Genomic DNA, 16,344 nt, shown 5'->3' with positions numbered 1-16,344 from the left:
GACGGCTTTCACCTAACTTTTGTTGGACTTCACTGCCCGGTTAGTCAGGCCAAAGCACTTATGCCGTCAGTTCTTCCAACACCTTTCCGGCTTCACTGAGCAACTTCTCGACTCCATACTCATGAACAGCCTCAATGGGACATTTCCCTCCCAGTTCATCCACCGGCGTGTTCAATACATGATAGACACGCCATGGATCGGCGCTACGAGCTTTCGACAGCACCAGCGATGTCAGTTCTCGGCACAACGGATCCAACTGCCAATCGGGGATCCTCTGCCCACGATTACCCATCGCAAGGGTCAGCAGCCGCCCAGCCTTGATGTCGCGATTGACCTGGTCTCGGGACTTGCCCGCAAGCTTGGCGAACGCAACGACTGGCAGATTGTGCGATGCCTCATACAACTCGAGCTTCTCGGCGTGCTCCCGCTGAAATTGGGAAAGCACTGGCTCTGCTGGCACCGGAGGCGCTTCCTGAACAGGCACGGCCGGCAGCCTGATAGATGCGGCAGCCGGAACAGGATTGATTAGTACCCCCCCTAGCCCACCAGGAGCCACCGATTGCATGCTGGACGATGGCTCTACAGCCATTGAGTTCGTCACCAGCGGCATCGAGTCAAACTGGACTGTAAGGTTCAAGTGCATGCTAGCCGCTTCAGAAAGCCCCTGCTCCCACATGTCGAGGCGATCTGCCCAATCTTGCATCATGCGGCGACGCTGCTCTACGTACTCGGCATGGTTGTAGGAAGAGCTGACCTTATCGGGGTCAGTGTGGGAAAGCTGGGCATCCACCCACACTTTGGGATAGCCGATCTCATTAAGGGCCGTTGATAAAGTCGCGCGGATTCCATGCCCAGTGAGCAACCGGGCATATCCCATACGCCGCAGCGCCGAATTCAGCGTGTTCTCGCTGATCCGCTCGGAAAGTTCACTCCGGTGAGCCAGCAAGTGCTTCTGTGCAGGACGACGCTGCTCAAGCAGATAGCGCACGATTTCTTGCGCCTGCATGGAAAGCGGGACAATGTAGGGAGGGATATCCGTGGGAAGCTTGCGATCCTTGCGCATCTCCACCTGCAACTGTTTGACGACTTCCGGCGGGATAATCCAGAGTCCGTTGTCGAGGTCGAACTGCTCAGGCGTAGCCAGACGAAGCTCCCCTGTCCGCACGCCCGTCAGGATCAGTAGCCGAATCCCGAGCTGGGTCTGCAATTTGCCCTTGTACTGGCGGAGACTCTGTAGCAATTCTGGCAATTCACCCATGCGAAGGAATGGGTTGTGAACGACAGGAGGCTTCGGTACGGCGACAACATCCAGGTCAGACGCTGGACTCAGTTCGAGGCCAGGAACCTTTACCAGCGCATAGCGGAACATCTGATACAGCCAGGTTCTGCATTTCTCGGCTGTTGTCAACGCACCACGCCGCTCAATCTTAGCGAGCACCTCAAGGAGGTCGACACGCTTGATCTCGTAGACCGATTGTGGACCAAGAGTTGGCAGCAGGTCCCGATGGAAGATTCGTTGAATCTGCGCTTGAGTGCTTTGGCGCCCAGCCTTCAGACTCAGCTTGCGGAACTCAAACCACTGCTCGAATACCTTCAGGAAGGTGTGCTCTTCAGCCAGGAGGGCTAGGTGTCGCTCTTGGTTGCGATGCTTCCGGGGATTGATGCTGCGGGCAACCAATTCGCGCGCTTCGTCGCGCCGGCTGCGGGCTTCTTTGAGAGAGACTTCGGGATATGTCCCAAGCGAGAGTCGCTTCTGAGCGTTATTCCAGCTGTAGCGAAAGTGCCAACTTTTGCCACCGTCGGCCGATACGGCTAACGACAGACCACAAGTATCGCCTAGGGTGTACGCCTTGCCGGTGCTCTTTGCTTGCCGGACGGCTGTATCTGAGAGTGCCATGTTCAACTCCTCTGTACCTGAATTCAGGAACAGATGGTCAACACATCACCCGCTACCAACCAGCAACAATGCGCTCCAGCACTCGTCCGTATTGATGGACTAAAAAATGGACTAAAAAGTGCTGGCTGGTGCTGGATTCCAGTGGAATTCGCTGGAATGAAAAAAGGAGCTTTCGCTCCTTTAATCAATGACTTACAGAACTCAGTGGAACTCTGCAGATCAAAATTTGGAGCGGGAAACGAGGCTCGAACTCGCGACCTCAACCTTGGCAAGGTTGCGCTCTACCAACTGAGCTATTCCCGCATTACCAGAACTGACTGATTTCTTTGCTATCTTTTGCAATTCATCGTTGTCGTCTGATGCGATGCATTCTACTTACCTGACGTGATGAGTCAATAAAATTGTTGGCCCACCACGATCGTTTGCCGCTTTTTGCAGCGTATCGATCACGGTTCCAGCAAATCGTTACGCGCCGCGTTCAAATATTGGAACATCGACCAGAAAGTCAGCACCGCCGCAATATACAGCAAGCCGATCGCCACATATTCCACAGAGCGATCCGGGCGCCACAGCAAGCCCACCAGCGACATCATCTGCGCCATGGTCTTCACTTTGCCGATCCAGGACACCGCCACGCTGCTGCGTTTGCCAATTTCCGCCATCCACTCGCGCAGCGACGAAATGATGATTTCGCGGGCGATCATGGTGGCCGCCGGCAGCGTGATCCACCAGCTGTGGTAGTGCTCCGCCACCAGCACCAGCGCTACCGCCACCATCACTTTGTCCGCGACCGGATCCAAAAACGCCCCGAAGCGCGTCGTTTGTTTCCAGCGGCGCGCCAGGAAACCGTCAAACCAGTCGGTGACAGCGGCAAACACAAAGATAACGGCGCAAACCATCGGAGCCCAGCTGAACGGCAGGTAAAACGCCAGCACAAAGAATGGGATCAGAACTACGCGAAACAGGGTAAGCCAAGTCGGTATATTCAATTGCATAATGCTACGGTAACTATCTGGCTAAAGTGGAAATTAAGAGTATGTTGCTACATTGCCCTCAGTGTTTCAATGCATTGTAGATCTTTTCTGCCAATGCTTGTGAAATACCCGGCACTTTTGCAATTTCCTCCACGCTGGCGTTCAACAAAGGTTGCAGTCCGCCCATATACTTCAACAGCACCTGGCGCCGTTTCGGCCCTACGCCCTCAATCAGTTCCAGTGCGCTGGTATTTCTGACTTTCTCCCTTCTCTGCCGGTGACCGGTAATCGCATGATTATGTGAATCATCGCGGATGTGTTGGATCACATGCAGCGCCGGCGAATCCGGCGGCAACGAAATCCCTTCGCCTTCCGGCACGAAGAACAACGTTTCTAACCCGGCCTTGCGATCGGCGCCTTTGGCGATGCCGATCAGCAACGGTTTATTCTTGTCCCAGGTGACGTTCAGCGAGTTGAACACGTCGATCGCCATGCCGAGCTGCCCTTTGCCGCCGTCGATGAAAATGACATCCGGGATTTTTTTCTCTTCCAGCGCTTTGCCGTAACGGCGTTTCAGCACCTGCGTCATCGCCGCGTAGTCATCGCCGGGGGTGATGCCGCTAATATTGTAGCGCCGATACTCCGAACGCACCGGGCCGTTTCCGTCGAACACCACGCACGAAGCTACGGTCTGTTCGCCCATGGTATGGCTGATATCGAAGCACTCCATACGATTGATTTCCGCCAGATTCAGCACCTTGGCCAATTCCGCCAGCCGCTGATGGATCGTCGACTGTTGCGAAAGCTTGGTGGTCAACGCCGTTGCCGCGTTGGTGCGGGCCAGCTTCAGATAACGGGCGCGGTCGCCGCGCGGCTTGCTTTGAATTTGGATCTTGCGCCCCGCCAACTCGGAGAGCGATTCTGCGAGCAGGTCCTTTTCCGGCAAGCTGAAATCCAACAGGATCTCGCCGGGCAACGTGCGCGCCTGGCTGCCCTGCAGGTAAAACTGGCCGACGAAAGTCTGCACCACTTCGCTCATATCCGTACCGCCCGGCACCTTAGGGAAATAGCTGCGGCTGCCCAACACCTTGCCCTGACGGATGAACAGCACGTGCAGGCATGCCATACCGGCGTCGAACGCCACGCCGATGACATCCAGATCGTCACTGTCGCCCGAGACGAACTGCCGCTCGGTAACGCGGCGCACGGCCTGAATTTGATCGCGTATGCGCGCCGCCTCTTCGAAATTGAGCAGCTTGCTGGCTTCTTCCATGCGGGCAATCAGCTGGTGCAACACCTGTTGATCTTTGCCCGAAAGAAACAGCCGCACATAGTCCACCTGTTGCCGGTACTCTTCTTCACTCACCAGGCCGGCGACGCAAGGGCCCAGACAGCGGCCGATCTGATACTGCAGACACGGGCGCGAGCGGTTGCGATACACGCTGTTTTCGCACTGGCGGATCGGGAACAGCTTCTGCAGCAGCGCCAGCGTTTCGCGCACGGCGTAAGAGTTGGGAAAAGGACCGAAATATTCGCCCTTGGCGTGTTTGGCGCCGCGATGCACCGCTAAACGGGGATGGGTATCGGCGCTGAGAAAAATCAGCGGATAAGATTTATCGTCTCGCAAAAGAACATTATATCGCGGTTGGTACAATTTAATGTAGTTATGTTCCAACAACAGCGCTTCTGTTTCGGTATGGGTAACCGTTACGTCTATTTGCGCGATATTTTTAACCAGCGTTTCGGTTTTACGGCTGCTGACCTGCTGCCGAAAATAGCTGGCGAGACGTTTTTTCAGGTCTTTGGCTTTACCGACGTAGATCACCGTGCCAGTGGCGTCATACATACGATAGACGCCAGGTTGGCTGGTGACGGTACTCAGGAAAGCTTTGGCATCAAAACGGTCATTCACTGCTTAACAACGTCTCCGCATTGAACAATCCATGTCGGATGGCCAGGTGGGTCAGTTCGACGTCGCCGCTGATATTCAATTTGCTGAACATACGGTAACGGTAACTGTTCACCGTTTTCGGGCTGAGACTCAGTTGCTCCGAGATCTCATTCACTTTTTTGCCTTTGGTGATCATCAACATGATCTGCAGCTCGCGCTCAGACAGGCAGCTGAACGGCGTTTCGGCCTGCGGCTCCAGCTGGCTCAGAGCCATTTGCTGGGCGATGTCAGACGCGATGTAGCGCTGCCCCGCATGCACGGAACGCAAGGCGTTAATCACTTCCTGCGGCGCGGCGCCCTTGCTCAGGTAGCCGGCGGCACCCGCCTGCATCACCTTCGCGGGCAAGGGATTTTCGGTATGGATAGTCAGCATGATGACTTTGACGTCGGGTGCATAACGCACAATCTTGCGCGTGGCTTCCAGCCCGCCAATGCCCGGCATATTCATGTCCATCAGCACGATATCGACAGCGTTGCCACGGCACCATTTTACGGCGTCTTCACCGCACTGGGCCTCACCGACAACTTTTATACCTTTGATATCTTCAAGAATGCGTCGTATCCCTGCGCGCACCAGTTCGTGGTCATCAACAAGAAGAACGCTAATCAAGGAAAATTCTCCAAAAAAAGGGAGTAACGCAATCAGCCTCTGTTTTCGCCAGAGATATTACTTGTTTTTCAGACAAGAATGAACACAGATTAATACATACTTCCGAATAACTTTGCGGAGCATAGCTGATTTTTCAATTTTAGCCGTCTATGCCGCCGATAAATCGTCACGTCGGAAAAGATCGAGCGACGAAAATAATTTCGTCGCGCTGCGTCAGACACAGGATAGCGCGACAATCATGCCGCGAGGGAGAAATCTGTGTAAGCAATCACGACATGAATAATATTAACACGGCTGTTGGCTGTTTGTAATCATTTGATATTTAAAGCCGCGGCCAACGCGAGCCTGACAGCCGGCGTACAAAACTATTATTACCGACCAACGCCGGCAAAATCAGTGCCACCCGCCCCTAATAATTATAATAACCCCGATTGTTCAACAATAACGAGCCGGGCAAATACTTGTTAACCGCCTCGAAATAACTGGCCGACAATGGATGACCCGGACGTGCAATGAGCAAACTTCACCCACCAGCGCCGCCAGAGCAAGCCCGGTGCAGATGGCTGACGCATGCTATGCTATACTCCGCGCCCAGTTAAATTCGCCGCCGTGCGTGGGCAACTTGCCTATAGTCCGCGCGCGGTGCGCTAAAGCAGCTTGTATCAGGCTACGGCCTCAAAAATCAGGAGAGAAAATGAGCAACGTTGATTTCACTACGTCTGCAAACCCGGAGATCTTGGCGACCGAGGTTGCCTGCCTCAAAGCCACGCTGACGCTGATCCTGAAGTCGATCGGCCAGGCCGATGCCGGGAAAGTCATCATCAACATGGAACGTTTCATCGCCCAGATTGAAGATCCGACTCAGGCGGAAATCTTCAAGAACAGCATTCAGCAAATCAAGCACGCTTACCGCCAGTAAACGTTGCCGCTCAGACCCGCGATTCATGCGGGTCTGTTTTTCCCCGCACTACGCAATACGCCATTGATTCTGCTCAGGCTTTCGGGCAGTGTGTTGGCTTTCCCCCGACACCCGAGACCGTTATGGGCATCTTTGTCAAAGCGCTGATAGGCGCGCTGGTCGTGGTTCTGATCGGCCTGCTGGCCAAAACGCGCAACTATTATATCGCCGGTTTAGTCCCGCTCTTCCCCACTTTCGCTTTGATTGCGCATTATGTTGTCGGCAGCGAACGTTCAATAGCGGCGCTGAAAACGACGCTGATTTTCGGCATGTGGGCGGTGTTGCCCTATCTGGTGTATTTGATTTCGCTGTATTTCCTGATTAACAGTCTGCGGCTGTCGTTAGCGCTGGGGGCGGCGGTACTGTGCTGGATTGCGGCGGCGTGGCTATTAATTACGCTGTGGGGATGGTGGCAAGGACGTTAACGCCCTTGCCTGGGCGGTTACGGCCGCCCTGCCTGCAAAACGAAGCCTCTCTGCCGATCGCCGGCGATACGCAGATAGCGGCTTTCACCGGCGCGCAGCGTCATCGGCACGCTGCCGCTGGTATCTCGCCAAATACACAGAGAGTTCTCTATCATATCTTGCCCGATGCTCACCGAAGTATTGCCCGGCGGCACGCGAAACTCCGCTTTTTCTTTCGCGCCCAGCGAAGCGGCGAACTCCCCATTCACATAAACGCCGGTGCGGCAGCTACCCGCCAGCATTCCACTGTCGCGCACCACCACCACCGTGGCGTATGGCGTATCCGGGATATTCTGATAAAGCATCAGACGGCTTGGGGGCGGTAATTCAGCCTGTTGCGGTGGTACGGCTTGGGTCGCACATCCCGTCAACAGTGCAGAGGCGAACAACAACGCGGCGTAATGCTTCATCCTTGGCTCCTGAAAAAAATAATGCTTATCGTAACAAGAGAATAGCTGCTGTCAGTAGCCTTCATGTCGCAAAGACGAAAAAATCGGATAACTTCCCACTTATCGCCCTGCGCGTCTTTCCGGATAAGAAGATTCTGTATTAAAGACCTTGAAATAAAGGCGATTTTTACAAATTTAAAACTTTACCATGCCGCGTTGGATATCTGCCGCAAACGCGTCACTGACGTAGCTGAAGCCATCCGGCGTGACGTAAACCCGGGTATGACCGGTCTCTGACAGCACTGCCACCATATATCCCAGACTGAGCATTTCATGCGAAGGAACATTCATCGGCGTTAGAAATCCGCGTCCGCGGCACCACTGATAAAAGCGAGTTCGCCCATATCCCAACACGGTGCCAACATCGGAAAGGTGCTTAAAATTATCATAATCCCCTGATGGTGAAGGCAAACCGCCATGGCTTTCAGGCGTTTTCTTTATCCCAGACAAAATAAACTCCTTTTTTGAACCTGTCGCTAACGGTTATCCCTCATCTGAGCTGAATTTAAAAAATCCAAATTTAAAATGCAAATGAATTCCCTGTAACTAAAAAGTATTTAATGGAAGAATTCCGAAAATAAAGGCACAATAAAAAAACAGAAATAAAAAAATAGAGCATTAATACCGTGCATTAAAACTTGGCCATGGGTAAATATCTTAATTCAAAATTCCATTTAAACAGGATAAGAAAATACTTAGCTTGCATACTGTTCTTCCCTCTCATAACGCTGAGATAATGACCAAGCCATGCAGCAAAAAGAGAAAAGATATAAAATCGCTCTGCCCACACACTCTCATCGTCAGATCTGCCCCTTGTAAGCCTCTCCCCTATCGCCGACGGCGCATTTCAGGGTGCCGTTGCCTCAATCACACCTAAACAATAACCATTATCATTTCCAATTGTGTCGTCAGTTGATTACACTTTTTCGCATCGCTGGTTGGGAAGATTCCTAGTCAGTGATCACCAGGATAGAGGAAGAGTTAGGGACACCATGAAGAATTACCGTTGTTTGATTGTTTTGCCGTTATTGATGATGACTGCCTGTACCCAATGGGAAAGACCCGGCGCAGTTGAGAGCACCCGAAATGCCGAATATGCCGAATGCCGCAGTCGGGGCTACGATCGCTTCCCGCCAGACGTCGTGCGGGACGTAGAGTTCAGCTACGAAAACAAATACATCCCTTGCGAGAAGAATAAGAAAGATTGTCCATCGGGATATCGCTATGACAAAGAGCCGTCGATCAAAACGGTACAGACCGATCGCAATCAGTCAGCCCGAAACGCCACCATCGAGGCTTGTATGTACGGCAAGGGCTGGCGAGAGAAAACCTACTATTGGCCGCAGTGGTGATGCAGCGAAATCGATTTGGACTGAAACGCCACTGCCGCGATGCCCCATCAATTATCGTCGTCGCTGCAATGCCTTCCCAGAGCAACCAGCGTTTCCGTCCGCACCGGCGTTAAAGGGACGCGTGGCGGCGGCAAAGGCCACCCCAGCAGGTGCCGCGCCGCCGTCGCGCAAACCTTGCCCTGACAGGCTCCCATACCACAGCGGCTGCTCAGCTTGGCCGTGTTCCAGTCAGGTTGATGGCATACCTGTTCCAGCGTGACGTCTTCGCAGCGGCACAGCAGCGTCTGCGGTTTGGCCAGATAACTCATGCGTTCATCAAGCGCAAAAGCGGCCGCTGTCGACGTGGCGAAACACCGCCATCGCCGCCGCTGCGCCGTCAGGGATTCGGCTTTTGCCTTTTGCCCGGTGGCGGCATAACCGGCGATGGCGCCGGTGGTGAGCGCCAGTTCACTGCCGCCGATACCGGTACACTCCCCGGCGGCATAAATTTGCGCCTGGCTGGTTTGCTGCCAATAATCCACCGCGACGGCGTCGTGTGCGATCCGGCATCCCAGCAGCATCGCCAGTTCAATATTCGCCACCAAACCGAAGCCGCAGGCCAGCCTGTCGCAGGCCACCGTACTTTCCCGCCCGCCGTTGCCGACGCGCACTGACGTCAAACGCTCTTGCCCCAATGCCGCCAATACTCGGCTATCGGCACGGTAATGAGGCTGAATCAGAGAAAACGACTGACGCAGCTTGGACGGCCAACGCCACAGGCCGCCGGCGAACGCCGCCAATCGCCGCAGCGCCGCCTGTTCCGCGACCAGCACGACCTCGCCACCGGCCTGTTTCACACTTTTCGCCACCGCCAACAGCAACGGACCGCTGCCGGCTATCACCACCCGCTCACCGCGGATCGCCAGCCCCTGCTTGATTTGCGCCTGTAGACCACCGGCGCCGCTCACTCCCGGCAACGTCCAGCCAGGAAACGGCAGCAGCAGCTCACGGGCGCCATTGCATAGAATCAGCTTTTGATAGCGAATCACGCCGCAGCCTTCGGCGTCTTCATACGCCAATCGGTTAGCGCCACACTGCGCCACCAGCTTGCAGCCGGAGTGCAGCACAATATTTTCCCGCGCCGCCATCGCCTGCCGATATCGTCTCGCCGCTTCAGGCAAAGCCACCTGCGGCCCATCACGCCAGATTTGCCCACCGGGGTGCGGATTATCATCGATCACCCGTATCTGCCCCTCGTTTTCCGCCGCCGCCAGCGCTGCCGCCATGCCGGCCGGCCCGGCGCCGACGATCAGCACCTCGCAATCGAAGTCACTCATCATCGCTCCTCTCAATCCGCATGCCGGATTGGCACAACGTCTGGCACGCCAGGCGGCGCAGACCGTTAATGGTTACCCGGCACTCCTGACAAACGCCCATGCCGCAAAATGGTGCGCGCGGCTGGCGTGAAATCGACAACCGGCAATGATCCCCGCCGCACAAACTGAGCGCCGCGGCAACGCTGATGCCAACCGGCACCCGGTAGGGTTTGCCATCGATGCTCAACGCGAGCGTGTTTTGCCTCTCTTTCATACGGGCAGCTCCTCGGCAGCAAACGCCCGCGCCGCCAAATACGGGGAATCATCAATCTCCGGCGCCTGCCGGCCGATCTGCGCAGCAAGCAGCGCGGCGCTGCCGAGGGCGGTCGTGACGCCCAGCCCCTCGTGCCCCAACGCCAACCACAACCAGGTATGCCGCGGATGTGCGCCCAACAGCGGCAATCCATCGGCAGAGGCGGCGCGCAGCCCGGTCCAACAGCGAATGATGTTCAGCTGCGCCAGTGTGGGCAAGAAATGCTGCGCGCGCATGAGCATCGCCGCCAGCAGCGGCATATCCAATGACGAATCGACGGAATCGAACTGGCGGGAAGAACCGATCAGCCATTGCCCGGTGGGCCGCGCCTGCACATTGAACGCCACGGAAGCGCCGTCGCTGGCATGCGCGCTGGCGCCATACCCCAGCTCCACCAACTGATGCCGCACCCGCGGCGGATAACGATCGGTGATCGCCAGGTGGCCCTTCTTGGCACGCAGCAACGGCTGCGATAACAAATCATTGGCCCGCAGGCCGCAGGCCAAGACGACCACCGGCGCCGCCAGCTCTCTGCCGTCCGCCAACCGCACAGCCGCCTCGTCCAGCGCGATCGCTTCACCCTGCACCACATCGATCGCCACGCCAGCGTCGGCCAACAGCCAACGCGCCGCCTGCGGCGCATACAAAATGCCGTCGCCCGGCACCCGCAGCCCACCAGCGAGCCCCTGCCGCAGCATCGGCTCCATGGCGGCAACCTGCTCCGCCGTCAGCAGTTCCGCCGCCACGCCCTGCTCCGCCAGCCGCGCCCGCTTTTGTTCGGCGATGGCCATTTCATTCGCTTGCTCCGCCAACCACAGCGTTCCGCAGCCGCGCCAGGCGCAGGCTTGCGGCATCCGGCCCGTCACTTCACGCCATAACCGCAGCGAATAAGCGCTCAACGCCAGCTCGGCCGGGTTGTCGTCCATGCATACCAGGTGCCCCATGCCGGCGGCGGTGGCGCCAGCGCGACAGTCGTCCACCACCGAGACGCGGTACCCCTCCCTCGCCAACCGCCAGGCGCAGGCGGCGCCGATGATGCCGGCACCCACCACGATGGCATCAACTCCCCGTCCGCTGCCCATCAGCGTATGCCCCAGACAAAAGGATCGCGTTCGTCGAGCAACAGTTGGCTATCGGCGCATACATAAGCCTGCCCACGAATAAAGGGGGTGATGCGCTCGCCGTTCCAGCGGTAATAAGCCTGGAATTCGCTGCCGATAACGCTGGCCTGGCGCCAGTGCATATCGGGCGCCAGTTTGCCGTCCGCCGCCAGACACGCCAGCTTGGCGCTGGTGCCGGTGCCGCACGGCGATCGATCGTAGGCTTTGCCGGGGCACAGCACGAAGCTGCGGCTGTCGGCCTGCGGATCGTCACCGAACAGCTCGATATGGTCGATCGCCCCGCCGTCTTCGCTACGAATGCCCGCCTGTTCAAGCGCCTGCCGGACCGCCCAGGTGAACGCGGTCAGCGCCTCCAGATTGTGTTTATCGATGGTCAACGGCGACTCGCCGATGAGAAAAAACCAGTTTCCCCCCCAGGCAATGTCCCCCGTCACCGGGCCGTAACCGGCCACCTCAACTCGCACCTGGTGGCGATAACGATAAGCCGCCACGTTCTCTACGGTAACGCTGCCGTCATCATGCAGCGTGGCGTTCACCGGGCCGACCGGGGTCTCGATCAGATGACGCCCGGCGCGGATGCGCCCGAGATGCGCCAACGAAGCAATCAGCCCGATAGTGCCGTGGCCGCACATGCCCAGATAGCCGGTGTTGTTGAAAAAGATCACCCCGGCGGTAGCCTGCGGCGAACAAGGCCGACACAGCAACGCCCCCACCAACACGTCATTGCCGCGGGGTTCGAGCATCACCGCGCAGCGCCAATCGTCATAATGTTGCGCGAAATGCGCCCGCCGTTCCGCCATGCTGCCTTCGCCAAGGTCGGGGAAGCCTTCGACGATCAGCCGGGTCGGCTCCCCGCCGGTATGAGAATCAATCGCCCGCAAAGCGGTGATATGCGCAGAAAGTGCCATCGGCGTCTCCAGGGTTAATGAGATGTTACCAATGACGTTAGCCTGAACGAATGCGCGCATGACGGCTTGATGCGTTTCGGCGTGGCGAATGAAGAAATCAGCACAATGACGACAGGCTAGCCTGGCCCATCACGGGCATACGTTTAACGCAACCATAACAATAACTTATTTATCATGACGTTACTTTCATGCTAAACCACCGCGTAGCGAGAAATGCCGCAGTTTTCAAGCAACCGGCGCGCGCCGTCCGGCAAAAGTATGCGGCGATCCGCATATTTGGTAGCCAGCCGGAAATAGCGCTTGATTCGTTACAAAAAAGTTAATATTGATGCGAAAGCGCCAACCTGGCCGCCTGTTTTTCCGGCTAACGACCGAAAAGGGACTGCTATGCGATCCATTTCAGACCATCAACATCAGATTTCTCTCTCGCCGCCTGCCCTGGTGGAGCTGCCGGATCAGGAGGACGTTTTCGCCGTCGAACATTTGTCGCGCCTGTGCGACGGGCTGGCACAGCAGCGTCCGAACAACCTGCGCGATCTGCTCAATACGCTGGCGCTGATCGCGCCGTTGCTGAACGCGATTCCCAATGTGGTGTTCTTTATCAAAGACGCCCAGGCGCGCTACCTGTTGGCCAACCTGACGCTGGCCAGGCGCTGCGGTTTCAAGACCGTCGCGCCGCTGCTGGGCAAGACGTCCGCCGACGTTTTCCCCGCGCAGCTCGGATCAGGCTACACCGAGCAAGATCTGCGGGTATTGCGCCACGGCGTGCTGATCCAGGATCAGCTGGAAATGCACCTGTACAACGGCCGTGAAACCGGCTGGTGCCTGACGCAAAAGCTGGCGCTGTACGACGCGCAGGGAAAAATCATCGGAATGGCGGGCATTTCACACGATCTGCAAGAGGCCAAAGCCAATCATCCGGCTTACCAACGGCTGGCCGCGATCGACGTATACATCCGCCGCCACTACGCCCGGCCGATCGCGCTCGAGGAGCTGACGGCGTTGACCGGGTTGTCGGTGGCGCAGATAGAACGCTACTGCAAACGTATCTTCCACCTCACTCCGCGCCAGATGATCCACAAAGTGCGGCTGGAAAAGGCCACGGAACTGCTGGCGGGCGATCTGCCGATCACCGACATCGCGCTGCAGTGCGGCTATACCGATCACAGCGCCTTCAGCCGTCAGTTCAAAGCGATGACCGGTTCCACACCGCGCGATTTCCGCCTGACGCTTTCCGCTTAATTCGCTGATTTACCGCATTAAAAGCATTCTTTATGGCGCACCGGCGCCCGATTTCTGCATGCCCGCTTTCCGGCGCCATTGTGCCAATTTCGTCGCAGCAATCGGCGAAAAGCGTCAAGCCTCCCTGTGCAATACCGGTCAATCTGTCGGTGAGCCTCACCAAAGATTCACTTTTTATTAACACTTTCGGACGACAGGACAAACACGATGAGCCATAAAACCCTAAGCTGGAGCGGCGTATTCCCGGCGGTGACGACCCAGTTCCGCAACGATTTTTCTCTGGACCTCGACGCCACGCATACGGTGATCAAAAACCTGGTGCGTGACGGCGTCTCCGGCCTGGTCGTCTGCGGCACCGTCGGTGAAAACACCTCGATGACGGTACAGGAAAAGCTGGCGGTGATCGAAGTGGCAAGGGACGCCGCCGACGGCCAAGTGCCGGTGATCGCCGGCATCGCCGAATTCACCACCGCCTTCGCGCAAAACATGGCGCGTGAAGCGCAAAAGGCCGGCGTCGACGGCATTATGGTGATGCCGGCGCTGGTCTACTCCGCCAAGCCGCACGAAACCGCCGCGCACTTTCGCAGCGTCGCCGGCGCTACCGATCTGCCGATCATGGTCTACAACAACCCTCCCATTTACAAAAATGACGTCACGCCCGACATCCTGACCTCACTGGTCGACTGCGAGAACATCGTGTGTTTCAAAGACTCGTCGGGCGACACCCGCCGCTTTATCGATCTGCGCAACGAAGTCGGCGATCGCTTCGTACTGTTCGCCGGATTGGATGATGTGGTGCTGGAGAGCATCGCCGTCGGCGCGCAAGGCTGGATCTCTGGCATGTCCAACGCTTTCCCGCGCGAAGGGGAAACCCTGTTCCGTCTGGCGAAGGAAAAACGCTATGAGGAAGCGCTGGCGCTGTACAGCTGGTTCATGCCGCTGCTGCATCTCGATGCCCGCCCCGATCTGGTGCAATGCATCAAGCTGTGCGAACAGCGGGTCGGCCGCGGCAGCGCCATCACTCGCCCGCCGCGTCTGGCGCTGCAGGGTGAAACGCTCTCCGAAATCAACGCCGTGATCGATAAAGCGCTGGCCACTCGTCCCGCGCTGCCGAACGTCGGCCTGTAACGCCTTCACCGCCCGGCCACGCCGGGCGTCGCACTTTCTCTACCGGGGGGACCCATGCCCAACGCTCGCGATGCCGCCATCAGCGGCCAACAATTTATCGGCGGCCAGCGCCGTGCTACGGGAGAAGCGGCGCTGCTCAGCCTGCGCGCCGACGACGGTCAGCCGACCGGCTACCGCTTCCACCAGGCTACGGCGGCAGAAACCGCCGCCGCCGCCGAAGCCGCCGCGGCGGCCTTTGATCCCTATTCGCAATGCAGCGCCGAACAACGCGCGAGTTTTCTCGACGCCATCGCCGAGGAGCTGGACGCGTTGGATGAGACCTTCTTCGCCTTCGCCATGCAGGAAACCGCCCTGCCGCCGGCGCGGTTAAGCGGCGAACGCGCCAGAACCAGCGGCCAGATGCGGCTGTTCGCCACGCTGCTGCGACGCGGCGACGTCGAGGGCGTACGCATCGACTGCGCGTTGCCGCTGCGTTCTCCTCTGCCGCGTCCCGATCTGCGTCAATATCGCACGGCGCTCGGTCCGGTGGCGGTGTTCGGCGCCAGCAACTTTCCGCTGGCGTTTTCCACCGCGGGCGGTGATACCGCCGCCGCGCTCGCCGCCGGCTGCCCGGTCGTGTTCAAGGCACACAGCGGCCATATGATCACCGCCGAGCTGACCGCTCAGGCGATCGAGCGCGCAAGGGAACGTATGGGCATGCCCGCCGGCGTCTTCAACATGATCTTCGGCAACCGTGTGGGAGCCGAGCTGGTGCAGCATCCGGCGATTCAGGCCGTGGGGTTTACCGGCTCACTGCAAGGCGGCCGGGCGCTGTTCGATCTGGCCGCGCAGCGTCCCCAGCCGATCCCGGTCTTCGCCGAGATGTCGAGCATTAACCCGGTCGTGATCCTGCCGCAGGCGTTGGCTCGGCGCGGGCAGCACATCGCGCAGGAACTGGTCTCCTCCTTCACGCTCGGCTGTGGCCAGTTTTGCACCAAGCCCGGCGTGATCGTCGCGCTGCGCGGCGTCGCCTTCGAACGGTTGGCCGCGACGATGAGCGCATTGGTCGACGCCGCCCCCCCACAGCCGATGCTGAATGCCGGCACGCTCGAACACTACCGGCGCGGGCTGGCCGCGCTCGATGCCCATCCGCACATACGGCATCTGGCGGGGGAGCGCGAGATTCTGCCCCACCGGGCAGCGGCGCAGCTTTATCAGGCGGAGGAAACATTGCTGCTGCAGGCCGATCCGCTGCTGCAAACAGAGGTCTTCGGCCCGGCCAGCGTGCTGGTGGCGGTAGATAACGAAGCGCAGCTGCATGCGGCGCTGGCGGCGTTGCAAGGCCAGCTGACCGTCACGCTGCTGGCGGAAGACGGCGATCTCGATATGGCCGCCGGGCTGACGGCATTGCTGACGCGCAAAGCCGGCCGGGTGCTGTTCAACGGGTATCCAACCGGGGTAGAGGTGTGCGACGCCATGGTACACGGGGGCCCTTATCCGGCGACCAGCGACGCACGCGGCACCTCGGTAGGCACGCTGGCCATCGAGCGTTTCCTGCGGCCGGTCTGCCTGCAAAACACCCCGGCGGCGCTGCTGCCGCCGCCGCTGCAGGACGCCAACCCGCTCAACCTGCTGCGGCTGGTGAACGGCGTTTACACCCGAGATCCCATAGTTTCACCTGCCCAACATTAGCCCGGCCGCAT

The 16,344-nt window shown here is 58.1% G+C and carries 16 protein-coding genes and 1 tRNA gene; 6 read left to right on the top strand and 11 right to left on the bottom strand.

Going from position 1 to position 16,344, the window contains the following annotated elements; genetic code table 11:
* Window positions 1-58: 58 nt before the first annotated feature.
* The 5 genes from EDY99_RS06155 to uvrY form a co-directional block, all read right to left on the bottom strand.
* On the bottom strand, window positions 59-1,897 hold the full coding sequence (locus EDY99_RS06155; RefSeq protein ID WP_089194527.1) for an integrase arm-type DNA-binding domain-containing protein: 1,839 nt from the start codon (window positions 1,895-1,897) through the stop codon (window positions 59-61).
* A gap of 227 nt (window positions 1,898-2,124) precedes the next feature.
* Window positions 2,125-2,200 (bottom strand) — tRNA-Gly (locus EDY99_RS06150).
* Between the two features lie 143 nt (window positions 2,201-2,343).
* On the bottom strand, window positions 2,344-2,892 hold the full coding sequence (gene pgsA, locus EDY99_RS06145) for a CDP-diacylglycerol--glycerol-3-phosphate 3-phosphatidyltransferase (RefSeq protein ID WP_033642639.1): 549 nt from the start codon (window positions 2,890-2,892) through the stop codon (window positions 2,344-2,346).
* A gap of 58 nt (window positions 2,893-2,950) precedes the next feature.
* Window positions 2,951-4,783 carry an excinuclease ABC subunit UvrC gene (gene uvrC, locus EDY99_RS06140; protein ID WP_089194526.1) on the bottom strand — a complete coding sequence of 611 codons (1,833 nt, stop codon included), beginning with the start codon at window positions 4,781-4,783 and terminating at the stop codon, window positions 2,951-2,953.
* A complete protein-coding gene (uvrY, locus tag EDY99_RS06135; protein WP_004927947.1) occupies window positions 4,776-5,432 on the bottom strand; it encodes a UvrY/SirA/GacA family response regulator transcription factor in 657 nt (218 codons plus the stop codon). Before uvrY ends, uvrC begins: the two co-directional genes overlap by 8 nt.
* Window positions 5,433-6,126: 694 nt before the next feature.
* On the opposite strand from uvrY, the gene EDY99_RS06130 reads away from it, so the two are divergent.
* Both EDY99_RS06130 and EDY99_RS06125 read left to right on the top strand, forming a co-directional pair.
* Window positions 6,127-6,351, top strand: coding sequence for a DUF2594 family protein (locus EDY99_RS06130; protein ID WP_004927950.1), 225 nt, complete (start codon window positions 6,127-6,129; stop codon window positions 6,349-6,351).
* Between the two features lie 122 nt (window positions 6,352-6,473).
* Window positions 6,474-6,815, top strand: coding sequence for a GlpM family protein (locus EDY99_RS06125; protein WP_033642637.1), 342 nt, complete (start codon window positions 6,474-6,476; stop codon window positions 6,813-6,815).
* Between the two features lie 17 nt (window positions 6,816-6,832).
* Here EDY99_RS06125 and EDY99_RS06120 read toward each other — a convergent pair whose 3' ends face one another.
* Together EDY99_RS06120 and EDY99_RS24510 are read right to left on the bottom strand one after the other, a co-directional pair.
* Window positions 6,833-7,264, bottom strand: coding sequence for a hypothetical protein (locus EDY99_RS06120; RefSeq protein WP_033642636.1), 432 nt, complete (start codon window positions 7,262-7,264; stop codon window positions 6,833-6,835).
* Window positions 7,265-7,438: 174 nt separating this feature from the next.
* Entirely contained in the window at window positions 7,439-7,753 is a 315-nt protein-coding gene (locus tag EDY99_RS24510; RefSeq protein ID WP_033642635.1) for a hypothetical protein, read from the bottom strand.
* Window positions 7,754-8,295: 542 nt separating this feature from the next.
* Here EDY99_RS24510 and EDY99_RS06115 point away from each other — a divergent pair.
* Window positions 8,296-8,655 (top strand): hypothetical protein, encoded by a 360-nt coding sequence (locus tag EDY99_RS06115; protein WP_033642634.1) that lies wholly within the window; start codon window positions 8,296-8,298, stop codon window positions 8,653-8,655.
* 47 nt (window positions 8,656-8,702) lie between these two features.
* Here the strand turns inward: EDY99_RS06115 and EDY99_RS06110 are convergent, their stop codons facing one another.
* From EDY99_RS06110 to EDY99_RS06095, 4 genes are read right to left on the bottom strand one after another with little or no spacing between them, the layout of a single operon-like run.
* Window positions 8,703-9,971 carry an FAD-dependent oxidoreductase gene (locus tag EDY99_RS06110; protein ID WP_123061573.1) on the bottom strand — a complete coding sequence of 423 codons (1,269 nt, stop codon included), beginning with the start codon at window positions 9,969-9,971 and terminating at the stop codon, window positions 8,703-8,705.
* Complete coding sequence (locus tag EDY99_RS06105; protein ID WP_033642632.1) at window positions 9,964-10,224, bottom strand: (2Fe-2S)-binding protein; 261 nt, start codon at window positions 10,222-10,224, stop codon at window positions 9,964-9,966. Before EDY99_RS06105 ends, EDY99_RS06110 begins: the two co-directional genes overlap by 8 nt.
* Complete coding sequence (locus EDY99_RS06100; protein WP_123061572.1) at window positions 10,221-11,345, bottom strand: FAD-binding oxidoreductase; 1,125 nt, start codon at window positions 11,343-11,345, stop codon at window positions 10,221-10,223. Before EDY99_RS06100 ends, EDY99_RS06105 begins: the two co-directional genes overlap by 4 nt.
* On the bottom strand, window positions 11,345-12,292 hold the full coding sequence (locus EDY99_RS06095) for a 4-hydroxyproline epimerase (RefSeq protein WP_123061571.1): 948 nt from the start codon (window positions 12,290-12,292) through the stop codon (window positions 11,345-11,347). Before EDY99_RS06095 ends, EDY99_RS06100 begins: the two co-directional genes overlap by 1 nt.
* A 387-nt stretch (window positions 12,293-12,679) precedes the next feature.
* On the opposite strand from EDY99_RS06095, the gene EDY99_RS06090 reads away from it, so the two are divergent.
* The 3 genes from EDY99_RS06090 to EDY99_RS06080 all read left to right on the top strand — a co-directional run bounded on the left by EDY99_RS06090 (window position 12,680) and on the right by EDY99_RS06080 (window position 16,333).
* Window positions 12,680-13,534: an AraC family transcriptional regulator gene (locus EDY99_RS06090; protein WP_060659683.1), complete on the top strand. Its 855-nt coding sequence runs from the start codon at window positions 12,680-12,682 to the stop codon at window positions 13,532-13,534.
* Window positions 13,535-13,741: 207 nt separating this feature from the next.
* Complete coding sequence (locus EDY99_RS06085; protein WP_046686807.1) at window positions 13,742-14,662, top strand: dihydrodipicolinate synthase family protein; 921 nt, start codon at window positions 13,742-13,744, stop codon at window positions 14,660-14,662.
* 54 nt (window positions 14,663-14,716) lie between these two features.
* Window positions 14,717-16,333 (top strand): aldehyde dehydrogenase (NADP(+)), encoded by a 1,617-nt coding sequence (locus tag EDY99_RS06080; protein ID WP_046686806.1) that lies wholly within the window; start codon window positions 14,717-14,719, stop codon window positions 16,331-16,333.
* Window positions 16,334-16,344 lie beyond the last annotated feature (11 nt).

This window comes from Serratia sp. LS-1 (assembly GCF_003719595.1).
GTDB classification, from domain to species: Bacteria; Pseudomonadota; Gammaproteobacteria; order Enterobacterales; family Enterobacteriaceae; genus Serratia; species Serratia ureilytica.
This window is presented reverse-complemented; position numbering and strand designations above follow the sequence as displayed.